The sequence below is a fragment of the Paenibacillus sp. S150 genome, from assembly GCF_019352175.1.
In the GTDB taxonomy this organism is placed as follows: Bacteria; Bacillota; Bacilli; order Paenibacillales; family Paenibacillaceae; genus Paenibacillus_AQ.
Genome location: NZ_JACBYI010000064.1, coordinates 1 through 16,729 on the forward strand (window position 1 = coordinate 1; position 16,729 = coordinate 16,729).

Annotated in this window: 9 protein-coding genes; 1 reads left to right on the forward strand and 8 read right to left on the reverse strand. The window is 56.2% G+C overall.

What is annotated here, in order from left to right:
- Nucleotides 1-913: 913 nt before the first annotated feature.
- The 6 genes from HYD27_RS30230 to HYD27_RS30255 all read right to left on the reverse strand — a co-directional run bounded on the left by HYD27_RS30230 (nt 914) and on the right by HYD27_RS30255 (nt 11,394).
- Entirely contained in the window at nt 914-3,802 is a 2,889-nt protein-coding gene (locus HYD27_RS30230; RefSeq protein ID WP_228745431.1) for an exo-rhamnogalacturonan lyase family protein, read from the reverse strand.
- Nucleotides 3,803-4,649: 847 nt separating this feature from the next.
- Nucleotides 4,650-5,345 (reverse strand): hypothetical protein, encoded by a 696-nt coding sequence (locus HYD27_RS32270; RefSeq protein ID WP_228745432.1) that lies wholly within the window; start codon nt 5,343-5,345, stop codon nt 4,650-4,652.
- 72 nt (nt 5,346-5,417) lie between these two features.
- Nucleotides 5,418-7,760, reverse strand: a complete 2,343-nt coding sequence (locus tag HYD27_RS30240; protein WP_228745433.1) for a helix-turn-helix transcriptional regulator — start codon at nt 7,758-7,760, stop codon at nt 5,418-5,420.
- A 98-nt stretch (nt 7,761-7,858) separates the two neighbouring features.
- The gene (locus tag HYD27_RS30245) at nt 7,859-9,454 is read right to left on the reverse strand and encodes an extracellular solute-binding protein (protein WP_219221501.1); all 1,596 of its coding nucleotides are present in this window, start codon (nt 9,452-9,454) and stop codon (nt 7,859-7,861) included.
- A 40-nt stretch (nt 9,455-9,494) separates the two neighbouring features.
- Nucleotides 9,495-10,379: a carbohydrate ABC transporter permease gene (locus tag HYD27_RS30250; protein ID WP_219221502.1), complete on the reverse strand. Its 885-nt coding sequence runs from the start codon at nt 10,377-10,379 to the stop codon at nt 9,495-9,497.
- A gap of 43 nt (nt 10,380-10,422) precedes the next feature.
- On the reverse strand, nt 10,423-11,394 hold the full coding sequence (locus HYD27_RS30255; RefSeq protein ID WP_219221517.1) for an ABC transporter permease: 972 nt from the start codon (nt 11,392-11,394) through the stop codon (nt 10,423-10,425).
- Nucleotides 11,395-11,843: 449 nt separating this feature from the next.
- On the opposite strand from HYD27_RS30255, the gene HYD27_RS30260 reads away from it, so the two are divergent.
- Nucleotides 11,844-13,856, forward strand: coding sequence for a beta-galactosidase (locus tag HYD27_RS30260; protein ID WP_219221503.1), 2,013 nt, complete (start codon nt 11,844-11,846; stop codon nt 13,854-13,856).
- 93 nt (nt 13,857-13,949) lie between these two features.
- Here HYD27_RS30260 and HYD27_RS30265 read toward each other — a convergent pair whose 3' ends face one another.
- Entirely contained in the window at nt 13,950-14,249 is a 300-nt protein-coding gene (locus HYD27_RS30265) for a hypothetical protein (protein ID WP_219221504.1), read from the reverse strand.
- Between the two features lie 884 nt (nt 14,250-15,133).
- Nucleotides 15,134-16,729 carry a response regulator gene (locus HYD27_RS30270; protein WP_219221505.1) on the reverse strand — a complete coding sequence of 532 codons (1,596 nt, stop codon included), beginning with the start codon at nt 16,727-16,729 and terminating at the stop codon, nt 15,134-15,136.

Consider the following 16,729-nt stretch of genomic DNA (forward strand, 5'->3'; position numbering starts at 1 on the left):
CATGCAACCTAAAGAGATGGAATTTTATACACGTGCTCGTGGCAACACTCGGCGTTTCTCGTCGTTGCAGCCGGTCAGATTAAGTGTCGGGATTTCTCACCAATATTTTATCGACCTCTGATCCACAACACCATTTTACCAAATACGCACTCTGTCTTCATCTGTTTTTCATGACCGACGGTGGCTGCCAGGCCATGGTTGATTAAGTGTACTAATTCCACTCCGCCTTCAGCTCAAACCCAGCCGCTCTCCTTATTTCACGTGTATCACACTATAAAGATTGTTTTCCCGGGCTTCTCTTACTCCTCCTAATTTTCATTCCGAATTCCTCTTCCTGCCGCAGGAATTAGTTGGAGCTTACACGTAACTACTTAGGTACAACATTTTGATTTTAAAGGCTACTTAAATACTTTATGTTGTGTTTTTTATCTACTTAAATTTGAGTTTGCACCTACGTTCAAGGCAACTCGACCCGATAAACATCTACATGTAGTGTTTCAAATCCCAATTGGTACAAAATGCACTATATGGGTACCTAAGTAGTAACGCTTACACTCCTCACCTTACTTTTACCTTACTCTCCCTCCGACTTCCCTTACCTTACACCGCTCCTGCCTACCTTAGCTTACGCATCCTCCTATTTACTCTACCTTACGCATTCTCCTACTATTCCCTCACGTTACCTTCTACTCTACTTACTCTGCGGCCCCTCCTACTTTCACTTACGCTTACGTTTCCAGCCTCAGCTTACACTCCTCACCTTACTTTCACCTTACGTTCCCTCCAACTTCCCTTACCTTACTTTCCTTCCTACTCTACCTGCCTTACGGTCCCCTTACTTTTCTTTGCCTTGCGATCCTTCCTACGCTGCCTTACCCTGCGTTCCCTCCTACTTGCCCTTACCTTACACTTCCTACCTCACTTGCTCGGCCGTTCCAATCAGCTCCAGGCTGATAATCGTATTGAGCGACCACTGCGACGCCTCATTGGTATTCATCCAGTCGATTTCATTCAGCTCTCCCACATAGGTCACCCGCTCCGCCTCTTCCCGGAGGTTGACGCGGCCAAAGGGGTTGCCCAGCAATATGGCCCAGCAGCGCTCCGCCGTAACTGGATCTTTACGGTAATAGGCGCCGAAGGCGGCAATCGCCACGCTGAGCACCGGATGCTCAAAGCGGAGCTTGCCGGTGATGGCCCCGCCGCTCAGCTTGTGCTGCTCTTCCTCCGGCAGATTGTAAAATACGCCGAACTCGGCCAGCATATCCTCCCACTCCGGGTCCTCCAGCATCGCCGCCAGCTCGAACCAGACCTGCGGTCCGCCCATGCTGATGGCCAGATGCCGCCCCCAGTTGTCGTCGCCCATCCCCGTCAGGATGCCCGTTTTCGGATCATAGCCATAGGTAGGCCCGGACAGCAGGCGCAGATTCGCCGACTTGATGCAGCCGATGCCGGTCAGGATTTTGTCACGGTAGGCTGTATCCCCGAACCTTTCCCAGCGCGTCATCCAGTTGGAGCTGAAGGCCGCCCAGTCCGGACCTACCCGCACATGTGTCGGGAATTCATCTTTGGGAAAATAGGCCCGCATCGGATCGAGCGCAACGGTACTGTAATCCGCATCCCTGACGCTGTCCATGATGTCGCCGGTCCGCTCATCGCCGGTCAGGTAATAGTAATAGCGGTGCAGGCCGGCCATGGCAATCCGCGCTTCCTTGCAGCCGCAGCCCCAATGTACGACATTGTGCCTGGAGCCGAGTCCGGCATATTCGCCAAAATGATACACATCCACCTCGCTCGTATGCCGGGTCATGGCTTCGGCCATGCGGAACACATCGGCCCGGCCTGAGCGGAGAAATGTCACCCACAGCCACATGTTCGGCACCAGCTCCGAATTCTGCCAGGCACAGCCGCCCAGATCATAATTCCAGACATGCCGCACCGGATCATAGCTGTGCATGAAATCGCCGTAATCCCAGAAGCCGTACCACTTCCGCTGCTCAATCTCCTCCTGGTAAAAAGCAATAATACCGTCCAGCCGCTCCTCCAGCCGGGCTTTGACCGGCGTGCTGCTGTCCGGCAGGCTCCAGTATCCAAAAGCGCCCGCTGCATGATAATAAGCCGGCTCACAGACCAGCAATGAAGGGGCCGAGGCTTCCTCCCGCATCCTGTCCAGCAGCTCCATGCCCGGAGTCTGCGAGGTGCACCATAGCGTCAGCTCGCTGGTATTGGCGATGCCGTAAGGCGTCGCCCGCAGCTCCTCCGCACCTTCATAAGCCGATTCCACATGCGTCCTCGTATCATAATGGCGCAGGTCCATGGCCGCAGCATCCGGCGACCAGAACCAGACGGTGAGGACTGCGGCACCGCCTGAGGTCCCTCCGGTCTCCAGCCCGGACGGGTGCTTGCGCCAGAAATCCTTCATTCCGGCCGCAAGCCCGCCGCCTTCCGAACCGACATAGCCAAGCCCTCCGGCCCGGCGGCCTTCGGCCGATTTGATCCAGGCGCAGTCTTCCCCCGTCCGCTTCCGGATCACGTAATGGTCAGCGGAATCCTGCACAAGCCTGAAGCTGTCCCAGACAGCCGAATCCTCCAGCAGCCCAAGGAAACAGGCATCCTCCGCTTGATCGAACGCCACTGCATGCCCCTCCGTCTGCTCTGTGAACAAATCGCGGTATTTGCCCTTCGTCCGGCGGGTATGCAGCAGCTTGGGCGACTCGCTGAACCAGCCGCTGTCACCGGCAAAACGGACATGGCGGTTGTATTGCGCCCCGCGCAGCGGCACGGTAAAAGCGATTCCCAGCCCTTTGATATAATCCTCATGCGGATTGCCGTCATAATGAAAGGTGTGAACGAGCCGGATCGACTCCAGTCCGGCATGGAAATACAGCCGCAGCGTATAGGGAATCCACTCGCGCGTCCCTGCCGCCGAGCGGTGCCGGCCCTCCAGCTTCACCACCGCACGCACGGGTCCGTCCTGCTCCAGGACCGCCCTCAGCGTCCTTCCGGTGAAGCGCTCCTCGCGCACGGTCAGCATGCCGGAGACCGCGCCGCGACACTCGCGGATGCAGATGAGTTCGCCGCCGCTGCACAGCTCGATCCCTCCGGCAGCTTCAAGCTCTTTCAGTGCTCTGCGAACTCCCGGATCAGAAGAAGACGCTCCCGCTCCGGCGGATGTCCCGGCTTCACTCCCGGCCTCTCCTTTAATGTCCGCTTCCGCTGCGCCAACGCGCACAATGCTGCGGATCAGCCCGGCTCCGCTTTTATTGACCGTACACACGATGGCCCCGGTATCGACAATAAAGGCATCATCGGTCTCGCTTACAGATACCGCTGCACCCCCGCCAACATCCGACGACACAGGGGATTGCTTCAGCCCGTGCTGTGGTTGCTTGTACTGCTGTTGCCCGTACTGCTGTTGCCCGTGCTGCCCGTGCTGCGATTGCCCGTACTGCGGTTGTCCGTGCTGCGGTTGCCCGTGCTGCAGTTGCCCGTACTGCGGTTGCCCGTGCTGCAGTTGCCCGTAATGCGGTTGCCCGTGCTGCAGTTGCTTCAGCTCGTACTGCGAATCATCCGCAGCCGTAAAGACTGCCGAATGGGTCGACCATTTGACGCTGCCATCCGGCCAAAAGGCGGCAGCCCGGCTCTGGAGCGGAACAGGCTGTGCAGATCCTGGCGCGTCAAGACACAATGTGTCCAGCGCGCTGCGGGACAGCCGGCCTTTGGACCAGGGAACCCCCCAGGTGACGCCTGCGGGTACCGCGGGCTTTTGCAGCCAGTGCAAGGTAATCGGCAAGTCCGTGGACAATGAAATCAACTCCCTTTTACATTGTTTTCAGTGATTTGGAATCGCTGCATCTCGTGCAACCATGCTTGTGTCCAAAAAACGCTTGAATTGTATTCGGTACATCTAAATGGACAGCATTCTTGAAAAAGAAGGCTTTTCGCCATTTACCATTTATAGCCGGACAGATACAGCTGCCGCTAAAAATAGGAAATTCGGCACTATATAGATTGAACTTGTGATTGTTATAGTTTAGGCTCGGTCGTGACTCCAGAGAATGTTTGGACTTCCGGCCGCTGCCCGCCCTGCAGATTTCTTGATTCAATACCGTTGTTCGCGGTGGAAATCCGCAGACAAAGGCGGACGCTTCCGCTCCTACAGTTCCAAAATCCCCTTCCGCCGCTTTTTCTCCAGCCGTAATTAGTGGTAAAAAGGACCCCTAAGGTAGCGCATTCGGATACTGGATCATCCCTAGTGGGAAAAAGCACAACTAATCCGGCTGAAATCAGCCGTATGAGGGGAGTAGCCCTCCATGAAGTGTACAAAATCCCACTAAAGCCCGTTGCCGCCAGAATTCCAGCCCATTAGTGTTACTTTTTACACTTCGCTTCCGTTCCCTATGAACCTCCTTGAGTTCCATCAGCTTGTTCAGGTTCTCCGGTTCAATCTATATAGTATAACGTTCAGAAGTTCTTTCCCCGTGGTTAGAATCCTAAAGGAAAATAAGGTAAATCAAAGCGCTTCGGTCCATTTGCACTGCCTTGCGAACCACAAAGGCTATTGGGAAGCGACCCCCTTGCAGGGGAAGAGTGTGTGCCTTTGCTGTGTAAGCAAGCCCGTCGGTAACTATGGGAGAGGAAGCTTGAGCACTTTAGCTACTAGCCAGCTGCTCTGCTTCAACAACGGCAGTTCTGCCGTTGTTTCCGGCCAATCTGGCCTGAACTGCTTCAGCAACGGCAGTTCTGCCGTTGTTTCCGGCCAATCTGGCCTGAGCCGCTCCAACAACGGCAGTTCTGCCGTTATTTCCGGCCAATCTGGCCTGAACCGCTTCAACAACGGCAGTTCTGCCGTTGTTTCCGGCCAATCTGGCCTGAACCGCTCCAGCAACGGCAGTTCTGCCGTTGTTTCCGGGCAATCTGGCCTGAACTGCTTCAACAACGGCATTTCTGCCGTTGTTTCCGGGCAATCTGGCCTGAGCCGCTCCAGCAACGGCAGTTCTGCCGTTATTTCCGGCCAATCTGGCCTGAACTGCTTCAGCAACGGCAGTTCTGCCGTTGTTTCCGGGCAATCTGGCCTGAACTGCTTCAACAACGGCAGTTCTGCCGTTATTTCCGGGCAATCTGGCCTGAGCCGCTCCAACAACGGCAGTTCCGCCGTTGTTTCCGGCCAATCTGGCCTGAACTGCTTCAACAACGGCAGTTCTGCCGTTGTTTCCGGGCAATCTGGCCTGAGCCGCTCCAGCAACGGCAGTTCTGCCGTTGTTTCCGGGCAATCTGGCCTGAGCCGCTCCAGCAACGGCAGTTCCGCCGTTGTTTCCGGGCCTGGTGCAGCCTCTCGTACCCCGCAAGCCCCTTGTTGACATGGGGGAGGAACTTATGGGACGCCGCATTCGCTAAGTGATGTTATATCATCCGCCCTTTCAATCATGATGGCCCAGCTCACGGTAGCGGCCCGGCGTTATGCCCTCCTGCTTCTTGAAAATCCGGTTGAAATAGCTGTGCTGGTAGCCTACCTGGTCGGCGACATCATTAATCCGCATGTCCGTATCGCGCAGCAGCTCCTTGGCTTTGTTCAACCGGAGACCGGTCAGATAATCGATGAAGTTCTGGCCGGTCACCCGCTTGAAGGATTTGCTGAGCAGGAACGGGTTCGTTCCGGTGTAATCCGCACAGCTGTCCAGTGAAATATTGTCCATGTAATGCTCCTGAATGTACTGCATGGCAAGTGCGATGGTGCGCTTGATTCCGGCATCCGAGCGCTCGCACAGCTCCTTCAGGAACGGGGCCGCGACCTTCTCCCGGAACCAGGAGAGAATCAGCTTCGGCTCATGAATTCCTGAGAGTGCGGCGTACATATTTACCCCTTTGAACAGCTGGTTGGGGTGGATGCCCGAATCCATAATCATATGCTGGATGGTGCCGAGCAGATGGAGCATCCCCTGCTGCACATCGATAGCCTTGGCCCCTTCGGCGCAGAGCGCTTCCAGAAATTCCTCCAGCAGGCGGTCCGCTTCCCCGGCGTCGCCGCTGCGCAGCGCCTGAATCAGCGCCCGCTCCAGCATGAACGAATATTGGGTATCCGGCGCAGCCTGCCCTTGCCCGGCATACTGATCCAGATGGATAATCTGGTTCTCTCCGCCGAATTGGCGGTAGCTGGCCGCCTGCTTGGCAGCTTCAAAAGCCGGAGGAATGGCCGATATGCTCCCGGCAGGGGGACTGAACGCCACCGTGACCCGCATGTTGAGCATCCGGTTAATCATTCCCGCCAGCTCCTCACTGAAGCTGTGCACTGTTGACTCAGCAGGACAGGCACCAGGCTGGATAAGCAAAAGCCCGGCGGTCAGGTCATGAAAATTAACCACGTCAGCCTGGCTGAAATGCTCGGCGGACAGCTCCGCGATAATGTTGACGGCCGCGAAGGAGACCAGGCTCTCGTCTCCTCCCCGGAACTTCCCCTCCAGACTGGAAATTCCTGTAAGCTGAATATAGAGGACAATGAAATGGCAGTCCTCCACCTCCCATTTGAACCTTTTCATCCGGCACCGCAAATCCGCCTCGGAATAGGCGTACAGATACCCCTTGAACAGCTGGTGCAGAAAGCTTTCCTTCACATGGGGAAGCTGCTCGGCCAAGGTGTACTGGAGCGCATGGCTTTGTCCGTGCAGTGTCTGCCACTGCTTTTCAATCAGCTTGAATTCATCCTCCCTCCCGGCGGCAGCCTGTTCGGGCATGAGCGTCTGCAGCAGCCGGCGGACCGGTGAATAAATCCGGCGCGAGGCGAACCAGGACAACAGCGCCGACAGCAGCAGCGCACATGCGCTGACCAGGAAGATCAGCCGTGAAATGAAGACAACCGGCGCGGTAATGCTGGTAATCGGCGAAGCGGATACATACATCCACTCGTCGGCGATCCGCGAGAACCCGCCGAAGGTAACCGCATAGGTGGCATTGTTCCAGTCAAAGAGGAAGGACGAGCCTTCTTCGGCCCCCCGCTTCCGGATTTCGTCCCGCAGTGCGGCTACGAATGGCGATTGTCCGGTGCTGCTGCCTGCAGAGATGAACAAGGGACCGAAGGTCTGCTGCATAAAGGTCTCACCGCTGTTATACGGAGTCATGGTCTTCAGCATACCGGCCACCTTCTCCGGGTCCATCCGCAGCAGCAATGCCCCAAAGGGCTTCAGGTTGCCGCCTGGAATATGGTGCACCAGGGTAAGCTCCCTGGCCTCCGGACGGGCCGGGTCAAATGCCCACTGGGTCCAGTACGTGCTCTGACCGGTGCGGAGCAGCCTGTCGTATTGGCCGGACACGGCGGCATTCTCCACGTTTCCGTATTCGGGATTAAAGAGCAGCGGCTCCCCGCCGGACAGGTACAGCTCCACCCGCTTCACCATTGTGTTCGACCCCTGCATGACAAGCAGCGTCTTCGTGATATCCCAGGCCCGCTCATAGTTTACGGCGGCATCCAGATCCTTCAGACTGTAATCAAATTTGGGATCGAACGCCCAGTGGGCCAGCATCAGCTCCAGATTCCCCAGCTGTTCCCCGATATTGGCCGCCCGCTGCTCAATCTGCCGGTTATGCATCTTCAGCAGCTCGCTCTCCATATTGCCTACCGCCATCCAGTAGATGAGCGCGCCGACAATAAAACCGGGGATCGAGGACACCGCCAGAACAAGAATCAGATTCTTCCGGTAATATCTGCCCTTTCCCTTTGACCTTTCTTCGCCGTACCGCTTCCATCTCGCCACCATTCCGTTTACCATGCTCTCACCAGCCAAATCGGTAGAATTGAAGTGCAGCCGAACGTTATCCGCCCAGCGCCCCAGACGCTGCCCGCCGGATGGCTCAAGCCGCTAAGCGCCTATTGTTCAGCCTTTGCGTACAGCTCATTCATTTCCTTGACCAGGTCATCTCCGCCGGTCTTCTTCCAGACCTCGAACGCCGACAGCAGCTCCGCTTCGTCAATCTGGCCGACAATAAACTTGATCCGCGCATCATTGATAATATTGTCCAGCTGGGAGCCTTTCAGCGAATAGACGCTTGAAATGAAGGCTTCGGCCGGATTGACCACGACATTTGCTTCATTCGCCTTGATAACCTCTTCCTGCTTGATCCGCAGCGGGGTTTGCTTCACTTGTTTGGCGATTGTCTCGGGAATGAAGGTCAGCATCTGATTCAGCCCTTCCACCTCGGACTCCAGGAGAACGGTATCGGAGGACACCTCAACGAACCCGTCCGCCAGCTTGTAATGCTGTCCTTCCAGCCCGTAGCTCAGCATGGTTTGCATATCCTCTTCATTCAGCCGGTCCAGAAAAGTAAGAATCTCCTTCAGCCCTTCCTCGTCTTTCACCGCCGATTTGGGAATGGCCAGAATTCCGGAGAAGCCGGAGGTCGGCAGGGTGTGCAATTGGCCGTCCGGCCCGGTGACGCCGCCTGTCACATCCACAAAATGCTTATCCGGCTCATCCTTGCCCTCTTTGACCAGTGCGGCATGGATCTTGTCGTCGATCCGCGCTCCGGTGTCGATCACGTCGACGATGACTCCCGCCTTGTTATTGACGATCGGGTCCGTCCACTTCCCGCTGTCCATGACCGCGAAATCGGAGTTGATCAATTTCTCGTCATACAGCTTTTTCATGAACTTAAGCGCTTCCAAATATTCAGGGTACTGATGCTCCGGCACAAGCTTGCCGTCCTGTATGCCCCATTTGTTCGGCGTGCCGAACCACAGCTTGATCGTATCGAAGCCGCTGGCCCACTGGCCGCTCCATTTCACCAGCACCATGCCGTAGGTGTCGTCCTTGCCGTTGCCGTCCGGGTCCTTCTCCTTGAAGGCCTTCAGCATATTGTAGAAATCATCCACCGTCTGCGGCGTCTGCAGCCCCACCTTCTCCAGCCAATCCGACCGGAACACAATGCCGTTGCGTCCCAGCGGCCGCCCGCGGTAAATGCCGTAATTCTTCCCTTCAATTGCCGAGTTCTTGAGAATTACCGGGTTCGACTGGCCCAGATTCTTATAATCCTTAAGGTAAGGCCCAAGCTCCCAGAAAGCACCTGATTTGGCAGCGTTGACAAAGCTGGATGCCTTCACATCAGCCACATACATGATCGTCGGCAGCTTGCCCGAGGCCAGGGTGATATTGAATTTATCTGCGTAGGAAGCATTTGGAACCCATTCAAAATGGATTTTGGTTCCGGTCTGCTTCTCCACCTCCGCAGCGACGGGACTGCCATCCTTGGGGTAATTTGTCTTGAAAATCGGCAGCATGAGCGTCAGCGCAAGCGGGGAATCCGCCTGCTCACCCGTACTGCTCCCTCCGGCTTCCTCCTGGCCCGGGGAGCTCGCGGAATTATTGCCGGAGCAACCGGAAAATACAGTTATAACCATAATAGCAGCAACTGGCAATAACAACCAGCGCTTCAAAGCTGCTGAACGCTTCCTTTTTATCGTGGACATGATAAGCCTCCCTTGTATCTTTTATATCGAGTGGACCAGGCTAACCCTTGATGGAGCCCAGCATCACCCCTTTGGCAAAATGCTTCTGCAGGAACGGATAGACGCACATAATCGGCAGAGTCCCGACTACAATAACGGCCATCTTGATCGACTGCTCCGGCGGCTGTACGAAATTCGGGTCCATTGAGCTCATATCGCCCGCCGCCGATTGGGACAGCATAACGATCTGCCGCAGCATGACCTGCAAGGGCCATTTGCCCGGATCGTTGATATAGAGCAGGGCCGAGAAGAAATTATTCCAGTGTCCTACCGCATAGAACAGTGTAAAGGTCGCCAGCACCGGCTTGGAGAGGGGCAGAACAATCCGCCACAGCAGCCCCAGCTCCGCACACCCGTCAATCCGCGCGGCCTCCTCCATTTCCAGCGGCAGCTCCTGGAAGAAGTTTTTGACGATAATCAGATTGAAGGCGCTGATGGCTCCGGGCAGAATGAGCGAGCCGAGCGTATCCAGCAGGTGCAGCTCCCGGATCACGAGATAGGTCGGAATCATCCCGCCGCCGAACAGCATGGTGAAAATAATCAGATTCAGAATCAGATTGCGTCCCATCAAATTGCGCTTGGCCATCGGATAAGCCATGGTCACTGTAAAAAACAAATTTACCACGGTCCCCACCGCCGTTACATACACGGAAATCCCGATGCTGCGCATAATGGTGTCAGTCGAGAAAATAAAGCGGTATGCATCCAGCGAGATCGTGGTCGGAATCAGAAATACGGCGCGTCTGGTAATCTCGGCATCTGTCGCAAAGGAACCCGCAACCACAAACAAAAAGGGGAGCAGGGCCGCCACGCCGATTGTACCAAGCAGCACATAGTTGAACAGGTCAAATGCGGTTTCTCCGGCGCTTTTATACCGTTTTGCCATGGCAATTATTCACTCCTTTCAAGTAGAAACGGCCCTTATCTTTTCAATAAAGTCCGGATTCCCCGAATTTTTTGGCCAGCCAGTTCGTACCCAGCACCATCGTTACGCCAATGACGGATTTGAACAGCCCGACAGCCGTGCTGTAGCTGAATGCTCCCTGGGTAATCCCGAGCGCATACACGTAGGTATCGAACACTTCCCCCACCTCGCGGTTGAGCGCATTCATCATCAGGAAGATTTGCTCGAAGCCGTTGTCCAGAATCGTGCCCATGCGCAGAATGAGCAGAATAATAATCGTGCTGCGGATCGCGGGCAGCGTGATATGCCAGATCTGCCGCCAGCGGCTTGCCCCGTCCACCACGGCTGCTTCATACTGCTCCACATCGACTCCGGCCAGCGCCGCCAGAAAAATGATCGTCCCCCAGCCGGTTTCCTTCCAGATGGTCTGCAGAATAATCAGCGGCCGGAACCAGTCGGGATTGGACAGAAAATCAATTTTCCTGCCTGTAAACGTATACAAAAATTCGTTAACCGCTCCGCCTTCCGTCGTCAGGAATACATAGCTCATACTGGCCACAATCACCATGGAGATAAAATGCGGCACGTAGATCATGGTCTGGATTGTTTTTTTGTAAAAAGACAGGCGGATTTCGTTGAGCAGCAGGGCCAGAATAATCGGCGCCGGAAAAAAGAACACCAAATTGTAGAACGACAGCACCAGCGTGTTGCGCAGCAGCATAAAGAAATCGGGATTCTGGAAAAAAATCCGGAAATGCTCAAAGCCCGCCCAATCACTTTTCCAAAATCCCAGGAACGGCTGATAATTCTTAAACGCCAGCAGGATTCCCCACATCGGAACATATTTAAAAATAAGGAAATACAGCAGGCCGGGAGTCAGCAGAATATACAACCACTTATCCCGTCTCAGCCGTCTCCAGCGGCTATCCCGCCTTTCCCTGTAGGTCAGGGCCTGTATATCCCTGCCGGCAAGACCTGGAGCACCCGCTTGCTTCATCCATTTCACCTCCATCATCATATACACCCTTGGCGACTCCTATTATGCTGGGGCTTGCATTTTCCGGCAACCGGACTTTTTTGACCCGATCTGCAGCAGCAGCAACAGCGCTCCTGATCAAAAAAGTCCAAACCGCGCAAATCTTTACTCTTGCGGGCCGGGAGGGCGGCAGCCTATGCTTCCCCTGATCTATATAAGCTGAACTTAAGAATGATGGCCAACTGACTGACCCAATCCATGGGAAACAGGGATTCCGCCAGTGAGCAAGATGAATTCTTAAGTTCACTCTATATATCCTGAAATTACGGTGCCCGGTCTGGAGATTTGGAGGGCTTTCAGGAGATGGGAAGCCTTCTCTGAGATTGTATTATCCGATGGCATCTGATGGCGCAGCGAAAGAGCGGCAAGGGTGTATTCGTGTATTTATGGGCGTAAGGAGGAAGAAGAGAATGGCGGAGAAATTATACTATGGGGCCTCATGGTATCCCGAGCTGTGGGACCGCGGCATACTTGAAGAGGATATCAGAATAATGAAGGAAACCGGAATCAATCTGGTGCGGATCGGGGAATTTTGCTGGTCCAGTGTGGAGCCGGAGGAGGACCGGATTGAGACTGGAGCCTTTGCCGAATATATCGGCATGCTCCATGCTGCCGGGATTGATACAATCATGTGCACACCTACGCCGGCGCCGCCCGTCTGGCTGACCCACGGCCATCCGGAGCGCTTGTTTGTGAATGAGAACGGAACTGTGATGGGACATGGGGCAAGGCAGCATGTCTGCACGAACCATCCGCATTTCCGTTCGCGCGCCGCCATCATTACAGCTCATCTGGCCCGGGAGCTCGGCAGGCTCCCGGGCCTTACGGCGTGGCAATTGGACAATGAGTTCAAATCGCATGTGGCGGAATGCATGTGCGGGGCCTGCAGGGATTTGTGGCATCAGTGGCTGGAGCAGCGCTACGGCAGCATCGGAGCGCTGAATGCCGCCTGGGGAACAGCGGTGTGGAGCGGGAGCTACCAGCGCTTTGACCAGGTGCCTCAGCCCGGACCCGTCCCCTTCCTCCATAATTCCTCGCTGCGGACCATGTACCGCCTGTTCTCCATGGAGAAGCTTGCCGAATTCGCGGATGAGCAGGCGGCCATTATCCGCCGCAGCTCCGCTGCGCCCATTACCCATAACAGCAGCGTGGCGTTCCACCTGGACAATGAGCGGCTGTACCGCAATCTGGATTTTGCCGCGTACGATACCTATGCCTCGCAGGCCAACAGGCATGCCTATCTGCTGAACTGCGACCTGTGGCGCTGCTTCAAGCCGGGCAAGCCCTTCTGGCTGCTGGAGACCAGCCCTTCCTTCGCCGCTTCCCTGGAGAACTATGCCGCGCCGCATCCGCGCGGGTATCTGGTTGCGGAAGCCGTCGCGGCTTACGCTCTGGGGGCGGGCGCATTCTGTTATTGGCTCTGGCGCCAGCAGCGTTCCGGGAGCGAGCAGACACACAGCTCGATCCTGAGCGCCTGGGGAGAGCCGGCGGCAGGCTACGGCGATGTGCTGAAGGCCGGGCAGGCGCGGCGGGACATCGAGCGCCTTATGCTGGCAAGCCAGCCTGCACAGGCCGAAGCGGCAATTACATATTCGGACCGGGCCAAGGTGTTCTTGACCACCGAGCCGCACCGGGGACTGAACTACCGCAGCCTGCTGGGCAATTTCTACAATCATTTGCTGCAGATGGGGATTCACCGCGATCTGGTGCCGGAAGGCGGCAGCCTGGACGGATACAAGCTGCTGTTCACGCCGTTCGTCCATTATTTATCCCCGGAATTCCTGCAGAAGACCCTGGCCTTCGCGGCGGCAGGGGGCATCTGGATTGCCGGTCCTCTGAGCGGAGGACGGACAGGAGAGCATACCATTCACACGGAGGCGGGTCTGGGAGAGCTGGAACGCGCAGCCGGAGTGAAGACCAGGTACATCTATCCGATGGAAGGCACCGGAACAGTCGGGCAGGCCTTCGGCCTCTCCGCCGGGCTGTCCCTGTGGAGTGCGGTGTTCGAGCCTCTTGCCGGAGGGGCTTCCAGCATGGGAACCATTACGGAGGGGCTGACGCCGGGCTTGGCCTTCCTGACCGAGCAGCCTTACGGGCAAGGCGCCGTTGTCATGCTCGGCTCGCTCCCCGCCGCAGGGGATGAGGGTGATTCCCTGCTGCGCGGGATCATAGACCATTATTCACAGCAGGCGGGCGTTGTGCTGCGCAGCGATGTCAGTCCGGGCACCCTTGTGTGCCCAAGACTCCAGGAGGGCCGTGAGCTATGGGCCATCGTCAATATGGATGGCCTGGGCGGAAGCGTCACCCTGCCCCGCAGCGGCAAGGACGCCCTGACAGGGACCGTGCTCGAAGCCGGGCCGCTTACGCTCGGCGCTTATGAGTACAGGATTGTAACGCTGGCGGCGGATAATCTGCCGCTGTAGCGATGCCAGCCATGCGGGCGGCGCGCAATAAGCGCCGCCCTCTTCCCTTGGGAGCGGTACAACGGGGAGACAAGCGCAACCTCTCAATTCGCCCTATTGCTCATACGTGACGAATTCAAAGGTAATTTCCTCTCTCATTCCACTATCTAGGCCGGGTACGCCGGAATCAAAGGTACTTTTGCCTCTCATTCCGCCATGTAGCTCTTTCCCGCCAAATTCAAAGGCACTTCTGCCTCTCATTCCGCCATTTACCTCGTCTGCGCCCAATTCAAAGGCACTCTTACCTCTCATTCCCCCGTCTAGCCCACTCCAGCCAAAATCAAAGGCACTCTTGCCTCTCATTCCGCCATTTACCTCGTCTGCGCCCAATTCAAAGGCACTCTTGCCTCTCATTCCCCCGTCTAGCCACTCCAGCCGAAATCAAAGGCACTCTTGCCTCTCATTCCGCCATTTACCTCGTCTGCGCCCAATTCAAAGGCACTCTTGCCTCTCATTCCCCCGTCTAGCCCACTCAGCCTTCTTCTTTAAGAAGTACGCGGAGGCGGAATTGCCGTCGATAGGCGGAATTCAAAGTAAATTTCAGTGCTAAGCGCCCATGGGTAATTGTATTCTCGGCAGTTAAAAGACTGCGAAAACCCGGATTTTTAGCGCTCTATGAGTTGAACCGGCGATCCTGAAAACGCTGATGGAACGCAAGGAGGTTCATAGGGAACGGAAGCGAAGTGGAAAAAGTAACACTAATGGGCTGGAATTCTGGCTTGAACGGGCTTTAGTGGGATTTTGTACACCTAATGGAGACCCGTTCACCCCATAAGGCTGATTTCAGCCGGATTAGCTGTACTTTTTCCCACTAAGGATGATCCGGTATCCGAATGCGCTACCTTAGTGTTCCTTTTTCCCACTAAGGTGGGCTGCCCTTTAATCCCAGTAAGTCTGCATTGGATAAGTTGGACAAGCAGCCAAGCCAATCTCAGCAGGTCGCTTAGTTTTTTATAAACTGACCTCAGATTTTGGGCCAAGTATGCTGTTCAGCTCCGCAATCCGGAAAACAGCTCAGGGAGCCCCAAACCGTCCATACCAGGACAAGAGCAGGAGCCTACCGCAAGGACAACAACAAGAGTATAGATAAAGGCAACGACAGAAACCTCGGAATGATTTCATCAGGGCATCCGTGTGACGCATTGGCGTTCCGTCTGTTTGCCGTCTGTTTGCCGGCTCTTCGCCTATCAGGCCGCCCCCGTTTCGTCCAGCCGGCCTTCACCCCTTTAACCAGAAGCCTACTTCTTCAGTCCGCTTGGCGCTACGCCCCAATATTTGCGGAACACCTTGGCGAAATAGCTGATGTCCCGGTAGCCGGTTGCCTGAGCAGCGTCGTACACCTTGGCATCTCCCAGCAGCAGCTCTTTCGCCCGTTCCATCCTTCTCGCCAGCACATAGCCGGAGAACGATTCGCCCGTCTCCCGCTTGAACAGGCGGCTTAAATACGAGGAATTGACGTACAACGACTCCGCCAGCGAATACAGGCTTAAATCGTCGGCCAGGCGGCTGTCCACAAGCTCGCGAAGCGACTTCACCAGATGGTTGCTGGAGCTGCTGCGCTCCTCCTCCGCATATGAAACGATGCGGGCCGTCACCCGCTTCGCCCATTCCGTAATTTGCTCTTTCGACACGAGACCCTCCAGGGACAGAAAATAGGCGTAATCGGGGCCCAGCACCTTTTTCATCGGCCAACCCTGCGACAGAATAATCCGGGTAAAGGCTCCGCTTAAATACAGCAAATGCTCATAGATGAGACCGGAGAAATCGGCGGCGGCGAACGCTTCCTCCGCGTAAACATCAACCTGCTCCAGCGCCAGAAGCCCTTCTCCGGTACAGATGGCGATCTCCAGCTGCTTCTCAAAGCTCGAATCGGGCAGGATGGTCCGCTCGCTGCGCCTTACCTCCAGGTACGGAATGGCGATTTCATGACCGTATACGGCCCGTTCCCGCAGCGCAATGCACGCCTGCCGGTACGATTGCGAAATATCGGCCAGCAGGCAGGTTGTGCCCATGCCGGCGCTTGCCGTCAGCTTCAGGCATTCGCGCACCGTACCCAGCAGCCGGGACATGCGGGTGTTGATCCGTGTCGTCAAATCGCCTTCCGTCTCGCCGGGCCTGCCCGGAAACACCAGCACGGCCACTCCGCCGGCGTCACTGAAAACGCGGCATTCGCCGGCAGGCACAAACTCCCTGGCGATGCTGTGCAGCGAGAAGCGCAGCAGCGGCAAATCCGCCGGTGCAAACCGCCGTTCCCCTTCCGCCAGCGGGTCCATGTCACATACGGCCACCGCGTAGCGCCGGTCCTCCGGCAGCTCCAAATTCAGCTCCATGCAATGCTTACGCAGCTCCCACGGGGCGTAGCGGGTCGTCATCAGGCCCCGCAGAAAATCCTCCTGCAGCTGCGGCAGCCGGCTGCTCCACATCCGCTTCAGCTCGCCGAGACTATGCTTTTCGGACAGCTCCCGCCTGATCTCGGCGGCCAGCTCGACCACGCTCTGCAAAATTTCCTCTTCTCCTGCGGGCTTCAGCAAATACTTCGTGACACCCAGTCCGATTGCCCGCTGCGCATAACTGAAATCGTCATGTCCGCTCAAGATGATGATGCCCGTCTGCGGCGCCCGTTTCAACAGCGTTTCCGCCAGCGCCAGACCGTCCATTTCCGGCATTTCGATATCAAGCAGCACAATATCCGGCATCCGCCGCTCTGCGATGGCTAACGCCTCGCGGCCGTTTCCGGCCAAACCCACCACCTCGATGCCATGGCGGTCCCAAGGAATGTTATAGGCCAAGCTGTTCAGAATACGAATCTCGTCTTCCGCGATGAGCAAATTCAT